The sequence below is a fragment of the Paenibacillus algorifonticola genome (assembly GCF_050481745.1).
Classification (GTDB): Bacteria; Bacillota; Bacilli; order Paenibacillales; family Paenibacillaceae; genus Pristimantibacillus; species Pristimantibacillus algorifonticola_A.
This window is the reverse complement of sequence record NZ_JBCNGR010000017.1, coordinates 158991-178984: the sequence shown is the minus strand read 5'-3', so window position 1 is coordinate 178984 and position 19994 is coordinate 158991. Positions and strand designations below refer to the sequence as shown.

The window sequence follows — 19994 nt, the reverse complement described above, 5'->3', positions numbered from 1 at the left end:
CTGTAATGCCGAGCAATTCACCCCTTCAGAGCATTTTTTTCTACTTTAATTATAACAAACTTTTATGAATCAAGTGTGAACGCAAAAAAAGAAACCGATGAGATATCTCATCGGTTTCTTTGGGTTAAAGAAATATTATTTCTTTTTAACAACTACGATTGCTTTAGCAAGTGTGAAGTTGCCATAGCTTGAATCGCCAACGATAGCGATACCGTATTTGTTAGTTGCTTCACCAAGGTGAGCAGTTACATCAGCAAAGATGCCATCAGTAACAAGGGAATCATTTGCTTCGTCGTAAACATAGATTGCAGTCGAGCTGTTAACATAGTATACTACGCCGTTAACAGTTACAGTCGAATCAGAGTTGTTTACAGCAGTCAAAGCGTTAGTAGCTGCATACACATTAACTGTGTCATACGCAGTGCTTGGCTCTCCAGTGTTACCAGCAACAGGGTTGCCAAGAGCGTCCTTGATTACAGAGTCTTTAACTTCAACCAAAGTTCTGGAATCTTTCTTGTAAGTCGAGTTACCTGCCGATACGCTATTTACGATCGAGTTGTAGATAGCAGCACCTTCAGTACCAGTCAAAGCAAGAGTTTCCTCAGTACCTTTTACGCTAATAGTGATGGAGTAGTCGTCGCCAGTTTTAGCAGCGCCAACATACAGACCGTATTTAGTTTCTTTTGCATCAGTAGCCGATTTCTTAGTAATCAGGACATACTTAGCAAAAGTAGAAGTACCATCAGGAACGATAGTTACTTTGTTACCTACAGCAAGGTTTGCAAGAGTGCTAGTTTCAACTTTACGATCACCAGCAGTTGCTTTGTTGTAAGTGTTAGCATCAAGAACTACAGTGTTAGCATTGATTTCGTAAGTGATTGTTGTAGTTCCGTTAGATACTTTCAAAGTAGTATCTTTCTTTTCTTTAACTTCCCATGCTTCAGTCAATGGTGTAATTTCTTTAATACCATTGATACTTGCATCGGAGTTTTTCAAAGTCCAAGTTACAAACGCTGCTTGAGAGTTGTTAAATGCAGTTGTAGCACCAGTAAATGGAGCAGCATCTACAGCATCACCCAAACGGATTGTAGTTTGAACAGCCTTGTTAGCATCAGCTCCGCCAACCCAAGTAAGTTCGTTCAGGCTAACTTCAGCTGTTTTGTTTTCTTTAATCGAGTAGTATTTGAATACATCTTTGTTGTCGCCAAATGCGCCCGATGGGGACACTTTGTTTTCAGCGTTCAGGATAACACCGTATTTAGCATCGGAGCTTCCACCGCTCAACAATTCAGCACCAGCAACTTTACCGTCTTTGTTCAAGAACAGTTTGAAAGAACCGTCTTTAGTAACTTCTTTCGAACCAGTAAGGTTAGCACCTTTTACACTTGTGTAAGTTTTGCCATCAATAGTGTACACGAATGTACCATCAACAGATGTGCTTACAAGCGTTACTTTACCTTCAACAACATTACGAGTCGCAATAACTTTAACTGCTACTCTGTCTTTGTTATAAACAATGTCAAGAACATCGTTTTTAGCAAGATCAGTTGCAGCTTTAGCTTCACCGTTCAGAACGATAGAAGTGGAGTCGTTAAGCGATACAGAAAGGTTATCTTGTGTAAGGATACGAGCTTTAGCAGTCGAAGTTGCAGCGATGTAAGAATCAAGCAACTTGTCAGCACCGTTAGCTTTGGAAACAACTACTGCGCGAACTTTACCTACAAGACCAGCAGTAACGTTTGCATTTGTGTTGTCGTAAAGGTAAACAGACACATCAGCGTCTTTTTTCAGGTTGGAATCAGATGCACCAACAGAATCGCTGTTGAAGTAGTAAACAGAGCTTGCTACAGTAGCATATTTAGTTACTGCAGTACCGTTTTTAACTTCAACTTGTGGCGCGTTAACGAAATCAACGTTCAGTTTACCAGTTACTACATTGTTTTCTTTTTGGTTGTCAGTGATTGCACGAATGCGACCATCGGAATCAGCCAAAACAGTTACGTTGTGAGCAAGCAGGTCAACCAATTTCGCTCCACCAGTGATGATGAAGTTAGGCGCCAAAGTTTTGGAAAGACCGTTCAACGAAAGACGACCATTGTCGTCAAGAACTGCAGAAGTTACAACTTCTTCAGTAGTTGTTCCCAGACGGGAGATCAATTTTTTGCCAGTGCTGCTGTAAACTTTAGCATCAGCAATCCATTGAACCAGGTCAGTACCAAGTGCGTTGCTAACTTGTTGTGCTACAACACCACGTGTTGCTGCAGTACCAAGAGCTAGATCAACTTTTTTGAATACGCCAACTTCTTCAGCTTTCAAAGTGACGTTATAAGGCCACGAACCAGTCAGGTTAGAATCTTGGTAACCAAGAGCACGAACCACGATTGCAGCAACTTCTTCGAACTTGATGTTAGCGTTCGGGCGGAAGTTTTTAGTACCTTTGTCACCAAGCAGCAAACCTTTGCCAGTTGCTACGTTGATGTAACCAGTGTACCATTCGTTTGTTTTAACGTCTTTGAACTGGGATTTAACGTTTTGCAGTGCAGTAGCAGCTTGCTCGCTACCTGTTGCGATAACGATAATTTTAGCAAGCTCAGCACGAGTAATGCTGTTGCCTGGTTTGAATGTACCGTCAGTATAACCATTGATAATTCCAAGAGCTACAAGCTCCTCAATTGCACTTTGTTCTTTCACGCCTGCTACGTCAGTTGGAGTTGCAGCAAATGCTGGAACTGTTACGGCCATAGCAAGGGAGAGAGATAGCACGGATGCCAATAAACTTTTCTTCATAACCTTTTTTTCTCCTCCTCTAAATAGCTTCGGTTGTTGAGAGTTTTCTTTAGAAAATGAATTGCTCGTTTCCCTCATGTGTGTGTCACCCCCTTCCCAGAGTTGAGCAGTATTTAGTATAAATAATGTCTGTCGCCATGTTTAACCCTATGTAATAACATGTCGCAGAAACTCGTAAACACGCAGAAAATTGCTAGACCTTTATACCACTATAACATTATACAATGGCATACCCTTATCGTAAAGAGAAAGTTGAGAATTCATTCCAACTAACTCTGATATTAGGCAAGTCTAAAGAGTGATTTTTTTGGCGATTGTTGTAACACCACTTAATTAGACGCATGAGCTTCAAAAAAGTTGCGCCCACCGAAAAATAATTTCAAAAAAGTTTTACCCTCGCTATGTAGCATCGAAACAACTGCATGCGATCTTTAAGAAAACGGTCGCTTTGGTTCTAAACGCACTTCTATGTTTTATTACTTGTTTAGTATAGCTTGGCTTCCTGCATTACGTCGATGCAAAAGATTTTCCATGGATAATCTTACGCATTTTCAAGGTATAGAAAGGGCTAGCCGATGGCCAACCCCTCTAACCCCTACTAAATTATCCTTATAGTAGCTTATTCTTCCGCATTACACGTTCAGCAATAATCGAAGCATCTGCACGATTTAGATTAGCCTTCGGATCAAAACGATACGTAGCTTTTCCTGTTCCAGTAGTTGTGTTAGGCAAGCCTTCCAGGAATTTAGCCTTCACGACAGCAAGGATGGAGCTTAATGCATAGCCATCCATCGAGCTTGCATCGGTGAATGACTTCTGGAGAGCTGCACGATCCTTCACCTGATCTTCTTTGCCATCCTTGACTAGGTTAGCTGCGCGAGCAATCATTACAGCTGCTTCCTCACGCGTCAAAGCCTCATTTGGAAGGAATTGTCTTGGTCCTTTACCTCTAATAATACCTTTACGTACAGCTGTTTCAATATAGCGATAGTCCCACAGCTCGCTGATTCCTAGTATAGGCACAACGTCATCAAAGGTCATGTCATTAGGGTTATAGTCGAGCGGGATTTGGAACATTTTCACCAAAAGTTGGGCAAACTCACCGCGACTAATATTGTCATATACGCCAAATTCGTTGTTGCTTTTAGGATTCATGACCCCACGAGAGAACATAAGCTCAAGTGAGTTGCGTGCATACGCATGGCCAATCATATCACTATAGCTATAACGCATTTGCATGACCACATAATAGCCAAAACCATTAATTGGAGCTGTAATGGTCTTGCTTCCTGTATTCACTTTTCCACCAATATTGGTCCATTTACCATCATAGTAGCGCCATATACTTAACGTATTCGCTACAGTGTTCCTTATTTGAGAATCATATTTAATTGTAATACTGCCATAGTTAGTTGTTTCCAACCATTTATCTAATGTTCTTTGATAAAATTCTTGACCTTCTAAATAAGGATGCTGTCCTTGCGTAAACGTATATTCTGTATTTATAAATCCACTAACGTAACCCGCATCAAGCCAAAACAGATTGGATGCAAAACCAAAATGAGAATTAGGACGCAACCTTGCTACAGCATTATCATTAGTAGGTATATCTAATATAGTACCATCTTGAGCGACTATCGGAGTTGAACTAGTATATTTCCCGACTGGATTGTAAAACTTCAATGTTCTACCATCTGTCCGATCTGCGATCCCAAACAAGATTTGCTGGGAGTCAAACATATCAATTGTTTTGACATCACTGCCGGGGGTCTGATTAGCCGGACGTAAAAATGTGTTTTTAGGAAAATTCAGTACTAATTCATTTTTAAACGCACTAGCTTTACCTGCTTTTGTAATTACGGTTTTGTATTGTGCACCAATGGAGTTATCTGCTGCATAATTGACTGAGAATTCACCATTAAGCTTCTCACTGCCTCTATAAACTGTAAATTTAATTTTATTTGTACCCGCTTTGAGACCCTTTTGCTCATAGCGGAAAATATCATCTACAGCACTTTTGTTCATATCTACTTTGCCAATTACTACTCGATCAGCGCCTTCTGCAAGGATACTGACATTAATGAAGTTCTGATTAATAACAGCTTCCTCAGGCAATTTTGGAGACAGTATCTCATAAGCAGGCAGTTCACGTGTAATTGTAATAGTCTGGCTTACACTCTCCGTACCCACCTGTGAAATTACGGTAATACTCTTCGAACCAGTAACGGGAAGTTCTACTCCAAATAAGCGAAGGGAGTAAAAGCGTCCTGTAATATTTGTAGTAGGTTCAAAAAATAGTTTATTATCATCGATTGTCATTACACCAGTCGCGCTATCGACTGAAGCCGTTGTATACAATTGTCCGTCTACATTAATAATAAGATTTGCGAGATTCGTTACATTGAAAAGTAAGTCTGTTTGTCTCAAGGTTGTTGTATAAGCGTTAGCTGTTGTGCCAGCAACAAATCTTTTATCTGTGTCAGAATCATAGCGCTGCCCAGTAGGATTTGTTTTAGGACTAGTTGTAAAAGGTACCGGGATAATCTTCGTTACTTGTGGACGTTTATCCGAAAAACGATAGATTGTAAACGTAGTAGCAACCGAAACTCCATTTGCGCGCCCTGCCAATTCAATGACGTTGCTTCCATAAACTAAGCTATTAGCGGTTAGAGGGATTTCGAACTCTCCAGTGCTATCGGTGACATAACCAGCAGCAATCGTCGTTTTAACACCATTAAGCGTATAAGTAAGGGTAGGCTTATCTGCTGGCAGCTTGAAGTTCAAAAGTTTACCCTTCAAAGCCAGTAACGGAGCATCATCATAATAGATGGCACCATTAAATGTGTTCGTAACCTGAATCGATGATATCGGATTATAAGTAAACTTTCTGGTTACTGTATCATTTCCAAAAGCGTTGCTGACTTTAAAAGTCAGTTCAATATCACCTTGAGGCAAGGCATTGATTTTAAAGACACGCTGTTTGGAATCCGATGTTCTATAAATCGAGTAATCAAATGTAGAGCTGTTTACTGCAGCTCCATTGACCTTTGCTGTAAGAGTAGCTGTACCCCCAGCACCTAGGTCGAATTGTCCGGCATCAATTGCAAGCCATAAAGGAAGCTGGCTTACCGCGCTGTTATCAACAAAATTAGTTTGGGCTCCAGCAGTAACAGCAGCATCAATTGCTGGACTTGTTGGGGTTATCTCATAAAGCTGCTTAATTGCTGTAATATAAGGCGTACTAGCATTACGAACGGTAAATGGCATTGGGAAATTTGCTGTCAGACCATTGTATGGCGTACTTTTAACGTAGAGTGTATACTTTCCATTCGTTCCCGTACTGAATGTTCCTGTAGACTGGAAAGAAAATTGCGTAAAATCAGTACTTGTTGATTCTTTTGTAACCGTGGTAGTGAGTGTATTTTCCAAAACACCAGCTTCATTATAAAGCTCTAACGTAACGGTAGGATCAGCAATCGTCGTTGTAGGTGTTTTGAACAATATCTTACCGCTAATTGTATTGGCAGAGATTTGTGCAATAACAGGATTGCCATCAAGCAAAGTATTAGACGGCGAAGCTATTACATTAAAAGGTGTAGCTGTATTGGCTGGAAAATAAACAACCTGGCGTTCAAGCGTAAAGCTTTTATCACCATTTTTAGAGACAATAGTAAGATAATTCAAACCTGCCTGCATAGTAAGCGAAGACATTACAAATGTACCTGCGCCACCATTAAACATGGCAACACCGTTGATCAATACATCAGTAGCATTGCTAGCTTTTACAGTAAAAGAAGTATTAGCATTTGTAACGATAACAGGCTGTCCTTCTAAAAGAGGAGTACCATTGCCAAGCTGAACGCTAGTAATGACAGGAACGTTGCCATAAGTAACATAGCTTGTTCCTTCAACTACGCTGCCGCTAGTGCCGGTGCTCGTACCCATAACTGTAATTTTATTAAGTCCATCATATAGCTGTACCCCTGCGAATAAGAAGGTATTGCCGATAATGGATGGGGTGAGTGCGCCGTTTGAAGAGGCTACAACCGAACCATTCACCAGTCGCTCTACTTTAAACGTAATGGAGTTTGGAGATACATCCGCGAATGAACCGCGCAGGTTAACCGTGTTTGTATTTACAATAGTCGGGCTTGACTCAATTGTGCTAAAGTCGGTGAACTGGAAATACAATGACGCAGCTTTCGCCGGTTGGAGCGGAGCCAACGTTACAATCAAAGCAATTGATAAAAATAAGCTAAACATTTGTTTCCACTTTCTCATCACACTGGTTCCTCCTTATATGCATTGCTTTTGAACAAATACCTCAATAGCCGATACTTGTTCGTCAAAAAAATGGTTTATGACCTTGCTGTATAGACAAACGTTGATATCTTACAAAAGAGCTTATCGTTCTCTACTCTATAAACTTTCCTCCTTCTCCCTCTTGAGTGAATGTTTGCCATCGATTGTTACAATTAGACGCAAAGACCCAAGAAAAGTTCCGTACTGTTGTTATCGGTTAATACGGCCTATATTTTTAGTCTATTTGGGAAAGTTACGCAAAAAAGCTCCACAGCCTTTGCAAAGGCTGTGGAGCTTCGTCATAAAATCCTATTAATAAATAATAGCGGGAATTCTAAATTATTTCGAACGCGATTGCGCATCTACCTTTGTCCGCAGCAGCACGCGATTAAAGAAGTTAATGACCGGGCGGCGCGTTTTGTCAACGATACCAATAAGTTCGGCGCCAATTTGCAGGCTGAACATCAGCAAACAAATGACGGAGAACGTGACCCAATTCGCTGCGGTAGACTGTATGACAGTAGACTGCAAAATCGCAAATCCTCCGAATATCGCCGCCACACCCCAGATAATCAGAACGGTACGGCGATGGCTAAAGCCAAGCTCCTGCAAGCAATGATGCAAGTGCCCTTTATCTGGCGCGAAAATCGGGCGCTTATTCACCCAGCGGCGGACGATGGCAAAAAAGGTATCCGAAAGCGGAACGCCAATAATCAGCAACGGTGTAACGAACGAAACAATTGTAACCTGCTTAAAGCCAATCATAGACAATGTGGCAAGGCTGAATCCAAGGAACAGCGAGCCCGAATCGCCCATAAAGATTTTCGCAGGATGGAAGTTGAAAAATAAAAATCCGACGATGCCGCCGAGCAGCAAGCTGCAGAGCAGAATAATAGGGATATTGCCCATTACAATCGCCATGATCAAAATAGTAGAGATCGCGATGCCAGAAACACCAGCCGCGAGCCCATCCAAGCCATCAATCAAATTAATCGCATTGGTTACGCCAACAATCCAGAGAATCGTAATCGGAACAGCGATCCAGCCTGCAATCGGCTGCATAGCATCTCCGAATGGAATGTTAACCAGATCAATTTTAATGCCAAAGCCAAAAACGACGACGCTTGCCGCAGCCAGCTGGCCCAGCAGCTTCACTTTGGCGGACAGCTCAAAACGGTCATCCAAGGCGCCTATTAAAATAATAATTGTGCCGCCTACAAGCAGCGCTTTAATCATATTCATATTTGCATCTGTCAGCATTCCATCAGGAATGAACGGGAACAGCAACAAAAACCCTGCAACAAATGCAGCATAAATTGCCAAACCACCCATGCGTGGCATAATGCGGGTATGAACCTTCCGATGATTCGGCTTATCAATCGCACCGACGAAAAAAGCGAATTTTTTTACAAGCGGTGTCATGACAAGCGCTAACGTCAGAGCAAGAATAAAACCAATTGAATACAATAAGCCTTCTGGCATGTAATGCAGCTCCCCTTTTGTTTCTACCGAAGTGAATTATACTCCGATCGAAAAAGAAACTCCAATCCCGTTTTCATTCAATTTCAACGGTTTTCACGAGTTTTTACGATAATGGCCCATGTTTTGTTACGTTTTCTTTGTCGCGCATCACTTTCACAACGAATTTCGGCAAAACGAGCATTCTTGGCAGCCTTTTTGGCTCCTGAAGCAAGCGGTAAAACCACTCTAAACGCAGCTTTTGAAAAATCATCGGCGCACGCTTGAGCTTGCCCGCAATAATATCGAAGCTGCCGCCAATGCCCATAATATAAGGGACGCCCAGCTGATGCTTATACTTCGCAATCCAAGGCTCCTGCGTCTCTGCTCCTCTGGCAACGAGCAATATGTGCGGCGCAGCCTGACGAATCTCCTCCACAACCTCCTGATCCTGATCTGGACCAAAAAATCCATTGCGATATCCTACGACTCGCACCTGCGGATATTGAAGCTGCAGCTTTTCCGCTGCCGCTTCAATAACCTCTTGAGATGTTCCGAGCAGGTAAGCCGTCCACTTGCGCTGCTCGCCTTCACGCATCAAACGATGCATCAGGTCAAAGCCGGCAACTCGCTCGGCTACAGGGGTACCTACATATTTGGCGGCCCATACAACGCCAGCGCCGTCAGGAACAATAAGCTCTGCCTTCGTCATCATCCGGTAGTAGTCAGGACTCTCCAAGGCAGACATCACCATAATCGGATTAGCTGTAATGACATGCGTTTGACGCTTCTCCTCAATTGCTTTCACTAAGTAGCTGACCGTCTCATCCATTGTCATTTTAGAGAAGGGTATGCCGTAAATAGATACGGTTGGAACTTGGTTCGACAAACGAATATCACCTCGATATGGGATGGAGCAGCAGCTTCATAATTTGCTCAGCAGGCTGCTGCGCTTGTTGCTTCAACTTTGAAATAGCTTCCTGATGCGATCTGCGCCAGCTGTCGCCGTTCTCCAGCATCCGCTCCGCCTCATCGGCGAAAGCTTCTGCATCAAGCAGCTCCGTTGAGCCAATTGGCTGCAAATCGATCCGTTTCAGAAATTGATCGATTTTCGGATCATAGGATAAGCCAAGCATCGGCACCATCTGATTGGCTGCATAAATTAATGCATGCAGCCGCATGCCGAATAAAATATTGCAATGGCTCACTTCCAGCAGCATTTGCTGCGGGTCATCGCCCGGCGACGCCAGCTCAGCGATGCTTCCGCTGGCCAGCTGCCCTTGCAGCCGTTCCATGACCTGCTCCGAGCTTTGCACATCATCTGGGGTATGGAACGGGAGAAACCGCAGCCGCACCTGGCGGCGGCGCGTCAGCGCGATTAGCGCATCGGCGGCGCGCGCAAGATCCGCGCCGTCTTCGCGCCAGCGGCGCAGGGACACGCCGACGACCGGCATAGCTTCGCTGCCGGCCTTCGCGGTCCCCGCACCGCCAGGCGCAGCCGCCGCGGTTGCTTCGCCGCCTGGCGCCCCGGCCGCCGCTGCGCCTAGCGGCAGCGGCAAGCCCATAACCGGATCGGGTACAACCTCGATCCGGTCATGCGGCAAGCCCATCCGCCCCAGCAAAGCGGCGGATTGCTCGTCCCGCACTGAAACATACGCGCTCCGCCGCATAATATGGCGGATCATCGGGTCCATCCATCGGCGGTTCACCGGCCCGATGCCCTGCGAATAAATGAACGTCGGCTTGCCTAGCAATTGGGCAAGCTTCACGATTCCGGTATAATACGGAATCGTCTTCGTGCCTGTGGCATCCTGCAGCAGGCTTCCGCCGCCGCTGATCAGCCCATCGCAGCTGCGCAGCGCGCCCCACACATCCGCGGGGCGCATCCGATGCACGGACTCTACGCCGTACATCGCCTTCGTCCAGGCCGGGTCGCCCGACAGCACGACTGGCTGCACCTCAAGTCCATGCGCCTTGCTCTGCTCGGCAAGCGCCAGCAAAATCGAGCGCAGCACCGCCTCGTCGCCGCTATTACTAAAGCCGTAGTAGCCAGAAATCGCTATTCGGCGAATATGCGTTTGAGGGCCGGCGACCATTTAGACCAGACTCCTTCCAGCAGCTGCCACACTCCGATGAGTATAAATCCGACTGCCGCACCAAGGCCAAGGCCAAGGAATACGCGGATGATGGAAATATGCAGCGGCGTATGGATATGCGCAAATGTATCGACCATCGAAAGCTGGCCAATTGAGCCAATAATAACGAACAGCCATGCTGCGCGGTAACGCAGCGCGGCGAACAATCCAACTAGCAGCAATGGATGCGCCAGCAAAAACTCTTTATTTCGCGGACGAACGCCGAACGTACCTTCCAGCCATTCGCGGAATGGACGTTCAAATGGCAGCGTCGTCCCTTCGTTGCCTGTACGTGATAAATAATACATACCCGCAGCTACAACAATTAAACCAACGACAACCATCAGCACATTAATCGGTGTAGACAGCATTTTGCGAACACGGGCGATTGGAGCATGTCCTGTATAAAACACAACATAAATCGCAACAAGCGCAATCGGCGCGAGATGCAGCAGGCTGACTCCACGGAATTGCTGGAGCACTAGCATATACGTTATATTGTTCAGCAAACCGAACACATAAGGCACTGCAATAAGCGACATAAGCGCTACTACAATAAACCAGCTAAAAGCAAGTCCCAGACGGCGGCGTGCCGGCAAGCCTTCGAATACCCACTTGCCGCCAGCATCAACGGAGCTGCTCAGCGGGATAACAACGCCTTGTCCTTTATCTTTGTTGCGAAAAGTCCAATCCGCTCCGCCAACAAAACGCTGGTTTCCTTCGGTCTTGGAGTAAATACGGTTCATGACCCAGATGAGCGCAAGTGTTGGCGCACTAATACCGGCTCCAAGCGCAAGCGCCTGCTCCAGCATGGAGCTGCTCAGCACATACAAGCCGGCACTTCCCACAATACCAAGTAGGAAAACTGCAATAAGCGTACCTGGCAGAAAAGCATTAACTAACAGCGCAATCAAGGCAATAGCACCAATGACGACGATTCCTTTCAGCATTTTAACCCATGACGGATATTCCCGATCAAAGGGCTCCGCTGTACCCGGAGCAAATCCGGCATCAGCCAGACGCTGAATCGTGCCTTTGTTGCCATCCTCCCCTTTAAGAGACAGGTAGAGGTTGTCCAGCGGATTTATAACAGCCGATTTTTCCTGGCTCGACGATGGAGCACCATTCAGGAAAAACATCCGAATATTGCGGTCCTTCGCTGCAAGCAGGAAGCGATCAGCAATATCTTCCGGCTTCATTCTCATTGCATCCGTAGGAGACAACGAATATAGACGTACAATATTATAGTCCGTCAGGTAGGCAAGTGTTGTCATGCCCGATTGCTCTTTTTTCAAATTCTCGATGGTCGTTACACCGATTTGATATTTGTTAAGCAGCTCGGCAAATGCGCGCAAGCTCTTATCCTCGGCATTATCGGTGTAGCCTTTTACTTTATCGCCGTCGAACAAAATCCGTGTAACGCCGTAATTCTTTAACTGAGCAAGAGTCGCCTCTGCTTCTTCCTGTGTATACGGAAGCACCCGGTCAGTCAAACGAGGCAAAACATCGAAGCCTGCTGCTTTGATCCTTTCCAGTGACATTGGATCAAAGCCAAGCGGTTGAAGCAGCGAATTTTGCAGCGGCAGCTCCACCACAAGGCCATCGCGGCCATCGAAGGACCAGTCCCGATAGACGACGCCCGCCCGGTCAAATGCTGCGCGAACAAGCGGCCCAATTTGCTCCTTCTCAACACTGCCAGAATACAAAATATAAGTGAAATTTTGACCTGGCGTCTCAAGCTTTCCTTGGAGCAAAGCCGCCTCCTTGGAGTTGTAGTAGGTCAATCTGCCCGCCTGCATCAGCTCGCGTAACGAGCTTTCATAGACAGCCATGGTCGAAATGCCGGCTTCTTTCATAAAAACAAGATGCTGCGATATAAAATCCTGCGGCTTTGCCGAATATTCCGCAATTTCGATCAAGTCGCGATAATCAAACACATATTCCACTTGCTTAGACGTCGACTCCGTATTCATACGATTATAACCAATAGGAAGTGCCGCCATCACGCCAATGAGCGTAATGATCCAGAGCCACTGCTTAGCTCTGCGATTCCATTGCAGCCAGTTTTGAAGCACGAAAATCCTCCGTTCATCTATCCTTGTCATTCCGCTTCCTACTGCTCTATTGTCGAGCGGTTGCCCACGGTTAAAGCCAAATAATCCTTACCCGTCTACTCTTGCCATAACCGCCTGGCGCAAAGCATCCAGCGCTTCTTCAGCTTGCACAGTCGATTCACCGCGAACCGCAAAATAAACTTTAATCTTCGGCTCGGTACCCGATGGACGAAGACAGAACCATGAGCCATCGGCAAGCATATATTTCAACACGTTTTCCGGGCGGAGACCGTCCAGTCCGAGCTTGTAATCCAATATCTGCTCTATCTTCACGCCGTTAATATCAACGGGCGGCTGATTACGCCAGCTGTCCATAATGCCAGCTATTTTTTGTACGCCGTCAAGACCCTTCAGCGTCCGCGACTCCAAACCTTCCAAATAAACGCCATGCTTCTCATACAGCTCAAGCAATACATCATATAGTGTTTTACCTAAGCTTCTATAATATGCTGCTGCTTCACAAATCAGCAAAGCCGCTACGATAGCATCCTTATCCCGTGCATAAGTTCCAGTCAAATAACCGTAGCTTTCTTCATAGCCGAAAAGGAACGAGCGCTCACCCGTTTTTTCATAACCTGTCATTTTCTCACCGATATATTTAAAGCCAGTAAGCGTATTTTCAACAGCTACACCGTAAGAGCGGGCAATATCCGCACCCATCTCGCTTGTAACAATCGTTTTGATAACAACACCATTATCCGGCAATTGTCCGCGCTCCGTGAGCTGGCTGAGCACATAATTCACCATCAAGGCGCCCGACTGGTTGCCTGTCAGCACAACATATTCGCCGTTATTGTTTTTTACAACTGCACCCATACGGTCTGCATCCGGGTCTGTTCCGATAATAATATCGGCATTAACCTGCTGCGCCAGCTTGATCGCTAGCGTAAACGCCTCGCGTTCTTCCGGATTAGGAGATTTGACCGTGCTAAAGTAGCCATCGGGCTGTTCCTGCTCCGCGACAATATGTACATTGCTGAATCCGACCTTCGCAAGCACCTCGCGTACTGGCATATTGCCTGTTCCATGAAGAGGGGTGAATACTACGCTGAACTGCTCGCCTACGCCACTGCGAAGAAGCTCCACATTCAAGCTTTGCGCGACCACCGTATTAATGTAGGATTCGTCGGCATCCTCGCCCAGCCATACGAGCAGGCCTTGCGCCTCTGCCTCATCACGGCTCATACGCTTCACCTGATCAAAACCCGTCACCTGCTGAATGGAAGCGATAACCTGCTCCGCATCCTCAGGAATAAGCTGGCAGCCGTCAGCTCCATACGCCTTATATCCATTATATTCAGGCGGATTATGGCTAGCTGTAATCACAATACCGCTGGAAGCTTTAAGCGAGCGTACCGCATACGACAGCTGTGGCGTTGCGCGAAGCGATTTGAACAAATAAGTTTTCACGCCGTTTGCCGCCAGTACAAGCGCTGAATCCAGCGCAAATTCCGGTGAATAGTTGCGGGAATCATGAGCAATAACCATTGATGGAGCATCGCCCGAAGCATGCCTTAGCAGCCAGTTCGCCAGCCCTTGCGTCGCTTTGCCGACGGTATACGTATTAAGACGGTTCGTGCCCGCGCCCATAACTCCGCGCAGTCCACCTGTTCCGAATTCCAGATCGCGATAGAAACGGTCTGTAATCTCCTTCTCATCGCCCGCGATGCCGCGAAGTTCCTCTTTTGTCGCATCATCGATCAATGGATCATTTAACCAAGCATGGTACCTCTGGATTGCCGCTTCATTTTGACTCATATGGATCTCTCCCTTATATATAAATTGAAACGGCTGTCGCCATCCTCTGGCGGTGCAGCTCGTTTCAGTCCGAGAAATATAAGTCCATTTATAAGAGTAAAACTTATAAATCCTTATATTTTAATAAATTTAGGCTGGATCGGACAGGGCAAACATGAGCTCGCCTTCAGCAACAACTTGGTCTCCCACTTTCGCAGTAGCTTGTCCTTTGCCGATGCTGCCTTTTAATCTCGTAATGACGACCTCAAGTGTAAGCGTATCGCCAGGCTTCACCTGACCACGGAATCGAAAGCCATCAATGCCTGCAAAAAAGCCTAATTTGCCTTTGTTGACCTCCAGCATGAGCATTGCTACAGTGCCGACTTGGGCCAGCGCCTCAACGATAAGTACGCCAGGCATAACCGGATAACCTGGAAAATGTCCTACAAAATAAGGTTCGTTCATCGTTACATTTTTAAGGCCAACCGCTCTGACACCCGGCTCTACCTCCAAAATACGGTCAATGAGCAGAAATGGCGGGCGATGGGGGATAATTTCCTGAATTTGATTAATATCGAGCATGAATAAAGCTCCTTCCTTGTTTTCGAGGGTATAAAAAATGCAATTTTTACTGACACTATAGATATCCTTCATGAAGCTGCAGTTTGTGAAGGTTGAGATAGAGGGCTTGGCTGTGCGGACCCGAAGCGTCTGCGGCCAAGCTTCTTTCATTTTACCGCGAATCCCTCTGGACTCCCTGGCGGCTCGCAAGCGCAGAATGGCAAGCATTCTACCCCTTGGCGGGCGCGGCATTAAGGCTCCAAACCATTATACAACTACCGTATCAAAAATAAAACTGCCATAGCCCCCGTATGTCTAAACTTGGGACTTGCAGGTACAATTGCGGCGGCAAATGATTTTTTTCAAACAAATTACGACATCTTTATTCATTTCCTCTATATGTAAACCGTTATATAGAATAGAGAGTTTTTTATTCTATAGACGAAGGGATAGGATGTAGTGAATTTAAGTGTAAACGGGAACAAGTCGCTCAGAGAAATCAGGAGATGGCTCGCCGCCGTTCTATCTGTCATGCTCATCGCTACCACATTCAGCAGCATTGCGAGTGCTGCGGACGAAACTGTAACAGGCATTGAACTAAGCTATGATTCTTGGGATTACAATAACAGCACTTCATCTCTGGAAGTATTTATTGATGACGATGCCGTTATCGTCTCCTTGCTAGCTGCCACTTCAAGCTCTTCCACCAAGAAGGACGTTAGCGCCTCCGCTACTTGGAAATCGTCTAACACCTCCTACGTCAAAGTGGACAAGGGCGTCCTGACGGCTGTGGGCAAAGGAACGGCTACGATCAGCGCTACTTATGGCGGTTACACCCAAAATATTAAAGTTACATCCGATTACGTGTACGATTCTGTACAAATTTTGAAAAACGGCAGCAACGCCGCAGAAAGCTACGACGTAAGTCTCGGCGCAGAGCAAGTGTTTACGCTAAGCGGGATTAAGAGCGGCGCCTCCAATGAAAACATTACGACCAATGCAACCTGGACATCCTCCAGCTCTTCCGTCGCGACAGTCGATGACGGTACGGTTACGCTAGTGGGTACAGGAACAACAACGATTACAGCAAAATACAAAGGAAAGTCCGACACGGTAAAGCTCGTCGTCACTTCTCCTTATAAATCATTGGCTTTGTCGCCAAAGACGCTGCTTGAAATCGATATGGGTGATGATGACCAGACGATTCAAGCAATCGCTACTACGACAAGCGGCTCGACAGAAACCGTAACAACAAAAGCAACTTGGACAACAAGCAGCGCTGCTGTTGCAACCGTCGAGGATGGCGTCGTAACTCCAGTTGCGACTGGCCAAACTAAAATCACCGCAACTTATTTGGGAGTAAGCTCGACTATTGATGTTGTCGTTCGCACACCATACCAATCGATCAAGCTGTCGCCAGCCAAGGAATATCAAATGATGCTGAACAGCCCAGGCTTGCAAATTACGGCTGAAGTTCAGGGGCTTTCCGGAAATGATGAAAACGTGACTACGCAGGCGGAATGGACATCCTCCAATCTGATCGTCGCTACAGTGACGAATGGGCTTGTTACACCTAAAGCGGTCGGAACAACTAAAATTACGGCATCCATTAAAGGCATCAGCCGGAGCATTGATATTACGGTTTTCCCTAGCGTCTCCGAGCTGACAATCGATAAAGAGTCTATCGATACATTCCCGGAAAAAAGCGAGACGCTGCCTAAAGTGAGCGGAACTACTTTCGGCGGAGATACAGCTGACGTTTCCAAAATCGTGAAATGGACCGTAGCCGATGAAAAAATCGCTACCATTGAAGATGGCAAATGGACAGCAGTAGCTGTAGGCAAAGCAGTTGTAACAGCTGAGCTTAATGGCCTGAAAGCGACATTTGAGCTCAATGTACACCTTACACCTGTGAAGCTCGTACCAAGCACCAAAGAACTTAGCGTAGTGATCGGCAAGGATTCGGCGCTGCCTACGATTACCGTTGTAAATCAAGATGGATCGGAAGAAGATGTTTCCTCTAAAGCAACATGGAAAGCATCATCGGACAATGCAATTGTCGTTAATGGCAAAGTAAAGGGGCTTGAAGCCTCTAAAGTGACGTTAACAGCAACCTATTTAAATAAAACAACTACCGTCAAAGCTTACGTGGAAGAAGAGATTGAGAAACTGGTAGCAGAACCATCCAGCCTTGAGCTCTACCCAGGCAAAAGCAAGTCGGTTAAAGTAACAGGCTACTATGTAAGCGGCAAAAAAGTGGTTCTGAGCTCCAAAATGAACTGGACCGTTTCTTCCAGCACCTTAGCAACGGTTAATGGCAGCACCGTCAAAGCGCTGGCTGTTGGCAGCGGCAAGCTGACTGGCTCTTATCAAGGCAAAACGCTGGAAATTCCGATCACGGTTTCACCTAAGCTTAAATCGCTAACCCTTTCGGATAAATCGCTTAAGCTTAGCCCAGGCGCTTCTTATTCGCTGAAGCTGCAAGCCAATTATACGACTGGCAATCCAGCAGACGTAACAACGAGCGCAGCTTGGGTAACAAGCAAAGCGAGCGTAGCTACTGTATCCAATGGCAAAATTATCGCGCTGAGCAAAGGTTCCGCTACCATTAAAGCTACCTTTGACGGCAAAACAGTATCGATGCGTGTAACTGTAAAATAAACATATGATATTATGAAAAAGAATACCTTCCGTTTGTTTTTTAAACAAACGGAGCGGTGTTCTTTTTTTATCTGCTGATTCCTCTCCCGCAAAAGACGCAAAAAAGCGGCATCCGCAAAAAGCTGCGAATACCGCCTTCAACCAATCGTACGGTGCGAACTACGAATCCGAGAATACAAGATCATAGACATGCTGCCAAGTTGACCACTCAAACACATCATCTCCCGATTGCTTGCCCAGCACCGTATAACCGATATAGAGGCCCGCAATCAGCATAATGACCATGATGCAAGGCACAATGCTGCGGCGCAAAATCCATAATATGATTCTCAGTACCAGGGGCCGCTTCTTCTTCTCTGGAGTGGAGCCTTGCCCCTTCCTGCGCGAGCTGCTGCGGGTCTGCTCTGCTTGTTCATCTTCCAGCCTCTCATCCGCAAAGTCAGCTCGTTCATTCGTCGTACTCATTACCACCATCACCCTATCTATCTGCGCAAGCCGTTCGCCAACCCCATCATCGAATCGCTTGATGTTAATGCCCTAGCTACCAGTTGGTAAGCACGTTGTACATTAATCAGCTCAGTCATCTCGCTGCTCATATCCACATTGGATTGCTCAAGAGAGCCTTGGCGCAGCGCGATCGCATTATCCGCGTCAGGAGTAACCTCTTGGATTACATCACCCACATTCAGTCCTTCAGCTACGGCAAACAAATTGTCATCCAGCTGAGTAAGAGCAGAAGGTCGGGTTGCTTGCATCAATTTAATTGTGCCTAAATTAATGGTTGTACCGTCAGCAGCAACACCTTGCGCACTGCCATCAGCGCCAATAACCAGCTTATAGCCATCTGGAACCGTTATGGGCTGCTCAACTACTACATTTCCTGGCTGGGTTACCATTGTCGAAACAATAGGATAGCCTTCAGCCGTTGCCAAAATGTTATCACCGTTTGCATTAACCGTCAACTGAAACGCACCGTTGCGCGTATAAGCACGGTCGCCATTAGCGTTCACAATGACCTCGAACAACGCATTTCCTTCAATAGCAAAATCCGTGTCCTTTCCTGTCGTTGCGATCGTTCCTTGCTCCAGATTCGGCTTAATCATCGTCAGCTGGGAGCCCCAGCCTTGGTTAAAATCAAGCGGCGTCATACGGCCCGGCTGTTTAAAATCATTGGGCTGCTTGTTGACATTCGTCAGCAAATCCTCGAAGGTTGCTTCCTTCCGCTTATAGCCTACTGTATTCACGTTGGCGATATTATCAGCGATCATATCAAGCTTCTGCTGGAGTCCACCCATCGAGACTACCGCATTAATCATTGAGCCGTTCATCGTCTGCCTCCTTCACGTTCCGTTGCTGACTTCGTCTTAAACGCGGCCTACTTCCGTTACAGCCTTCTCCAGACTTTGATCATAAAATTGTACAACCTTCTGGTTGGCTTCATAGGCGCGAAGCGCCGCCATTAAATCAACGGAGGATTGTGCCGCATCTACGTTGGAACGCTCCACATAGCCCTGCTGCACCTCCACCTGATCCGTTTCCTGAAGCGCTACGGCTTGCGCGGCGTCTCCATTAAAACGGAACTGGCCGTCTCCAGCGCGTACGAGTTGGTTCGGCTCGTTTATTCGCGTCACCAGAAGCGGCTGTGCGCCACTATCCACACCGGTTTGCGTATTAACAAAACGCAAATCCTTCGTCAGCGACAGCTGCTCAAGCCCAATGCCTGCTGCGAATTGAATAGGATTCCCATCAGCTCCCAGCACATTGGCGCCGTCTCCGTTAACGAGAAAACCGTCCGCTGTCAGCGTAAAGGAGCCGCCCCGCGTATAGCGAAGATCCCCTTGCGCATCCTGCAGCGTAAAGAATGCTTGCGGCTGGAACGTCACCGTACCGTCATCAGCCACGTATTTGCCGGACTCGTCAAACGCCGCACCCTCCACCGCAATGTTGGACACGAGTGCGAAGTCAGTAGGCTTGTCCGTCTGGGACAAGTCCCCTTGAACATGCAGCGACAAGCTCTCCTCTGCAAATACCCCCATGCCGAGACGACCGATGGACTTGCTTGACTCGCCCTGTACGCCTGTCATGGAAAGCAGCGTATCCGGGAACGAACGCGTGACCGCATTCGTCTGCTTATAGCCCGGTGTATTTATATTTGAAATATTATTCGTTACGGTATCATGTCTGCGCTGCTGGGCCGTCAAGCCTGCAGCTGCTGTGTAAAGCCCTCTAAGCATTGCAA

At 46.5% G+C, this 19994-nt stretch carries 12 protein-coding genes; 1 reads left to right on the top strand and 11 read right to left on the bottom strand.

All coding sequences use genetic code 11. The features are described 5' to 3' along the window. Positions 1-135 precede the first annotated feature (135 nt). The 8 genes from ABEW34_RS17040 to fabZ all read right to left on the bottom strand — a co-directional run bounded on the left by ABEW34_RS17040 (position 136) and on the right by fabZ (position 15115). Positions 136-2865 (bottom strand): S-layer homology domain-containing protein, encoded by a 2730-nt coding sequence (locus ABEW34_RS17040; RefSeq protein WP_430160357.1) that lies wholly within the window; start codon positions 2863-2865, stop codon positions 136-138. 531 nt (positions 2866-3396) lie between these two features. Then, positions 3397-7068, bottom strand: a complete 3672-nt coding sequence (locus ABEW34_RS17035) for an S-layer homology domain-containing protein (RefSeq protein WP_430160356.1) — start codon at positions 7066-7068, stop codon at positions 3397-3399. 360 nt (positions 7069-7428) lie between these two features. Continuing rightward, a complete protein-coding gene (locus ABEW34_RS17030; protein WP_430160355.1) occupies positions 7429-8571 on the bottom strand; it encodes a glycosyltransferase family 4 protein in 1143 nt (380 codons plus the stop codon). Positions 8572-8674: 103 nt separating this feature from the next. Beyond that, positions 8675-9385 carry a WecB/TagA/CpsF family glycosyltransferase gene (locus tag ABEW34_RS17025; protein ID WP_430160453.1) on the bottom strand — a complete coding sequence of 237 codons (711 nt, stop codon included), beginning with the start codon at positions 9383-9385 and terminating at the stop codon, positions 8675-8677. Positions 9386-9443: 58 nt separating this feature from the next. Then, complete coding sequence (gene csaB, locus ABEW34_RS17020) at positions 9444-10643, bottom strand: polysaccharide pyruvyl transferase CsaB (protein ID WP_430160354.1); 1200 nt, start codon at positions 10641-10643, stop codon at positions 9444-9446. After that, complete coding sequence (locus ABEW34_RS17015) at positions 10607-12757, bottom strand: DUF5693 family protein (protein ID WP_430160353.1); 2151 nt, start codon at positions 12755-12757, stop codon at positions 10607-10609. Before ABEW34_RS17015 ends, csaB begins: the two co-directional genes overlap by 37 nt. An 87-nt stretch (positions 12758-12844) precedes the next feature. Continuing rightward, positions 12845-14554 carry a phospho-sugar mutase gene (locus ABEW34_RS17010; RefSeq protein ID WP_430160352.1) on the bottom strand — a complete coding sequence of 570 codons (1710 nt, stop codon included), beginning with the start codon at positions 14552-14554 and terminating at the stop codon, positions 12845-12847. A 129-nt stretch (positions 14555-14683) separates the two neighbouring features. Continuing rightward, positions 14684-15115 carry a 3-hydroxyacyl-ACP dehydratase FabZ gene (gene fabZ, locus ABEW34_RS17005; RefSeq protein ID WP_430160351.1) on the bottom strand — a complete coding sequence of 144 codons (432 nt, stop codon included), beginning with the start codon at positions 15113-15115 and terminating at the stop codon, positions 14684-14686. A 438-nt stretch (positions 15116-15553) separates the two neighbouring features. Here fabZ and ABEW34_RS17000 point away from each other — a divergent pair, with 438 nt between their 5' ends. Continuing rightward, positions 15554-17755, top strand: coding sequence for an Ig-like domain-containing protein (locus ABEW34_RS17000; RefSeq protein WP_430160350.1), 2202 nt, complete (start codon positions 15554-15556; stop codon positions 17753-17755). Positions 17756-17914: 159 nt separating this feature from the next. On the opposite strand, the gene ABEW34_RS16995 is transcribed toward ABEW34_RS17000, so the two are convergent. The 3 genes from ABEW34_RS16995 to ABEW34_RS16985 are packed head-to-tail and all read right to left on the bottom strand — an operon-like array spanning position 17915 to position 19989. Continuing rightward, positions 17915-18220, bottom strand: coding sequence for a DNA-directed RNA polymerase subunit beta (locus tag ABEW34_RS16995; protein WP_430160349.1), 306 nt, complete (start codon positions 18218-18220; stop codon positions 17915-17917). 17 nt (positions 18221-18237) lie between these two features. Next, a complete protein-coding gene (locus ABEW34_RS16990; RefSeq protein ID WP_430160348.1) occupies positions 18238-19083 on the bottom strand; it encodes a flagellar hook-basal body protein in 846 nt (281 codons plus the stop codon). Between the two features lie 36 nt (positions 19084-19119). After that, positions 19120-19989 (bottom strand): flagellar hook-basal body protein, encoded by an 870-nt coding sequence (locus ABEW34_RS16985; protein WP_430160347.1) that lies wholly within the window; start codon positions 19987-19989, stop codon positions 19120-19122. Between the last annotated feature and the right edge of the window lie 5 nt (positions 19990-19994).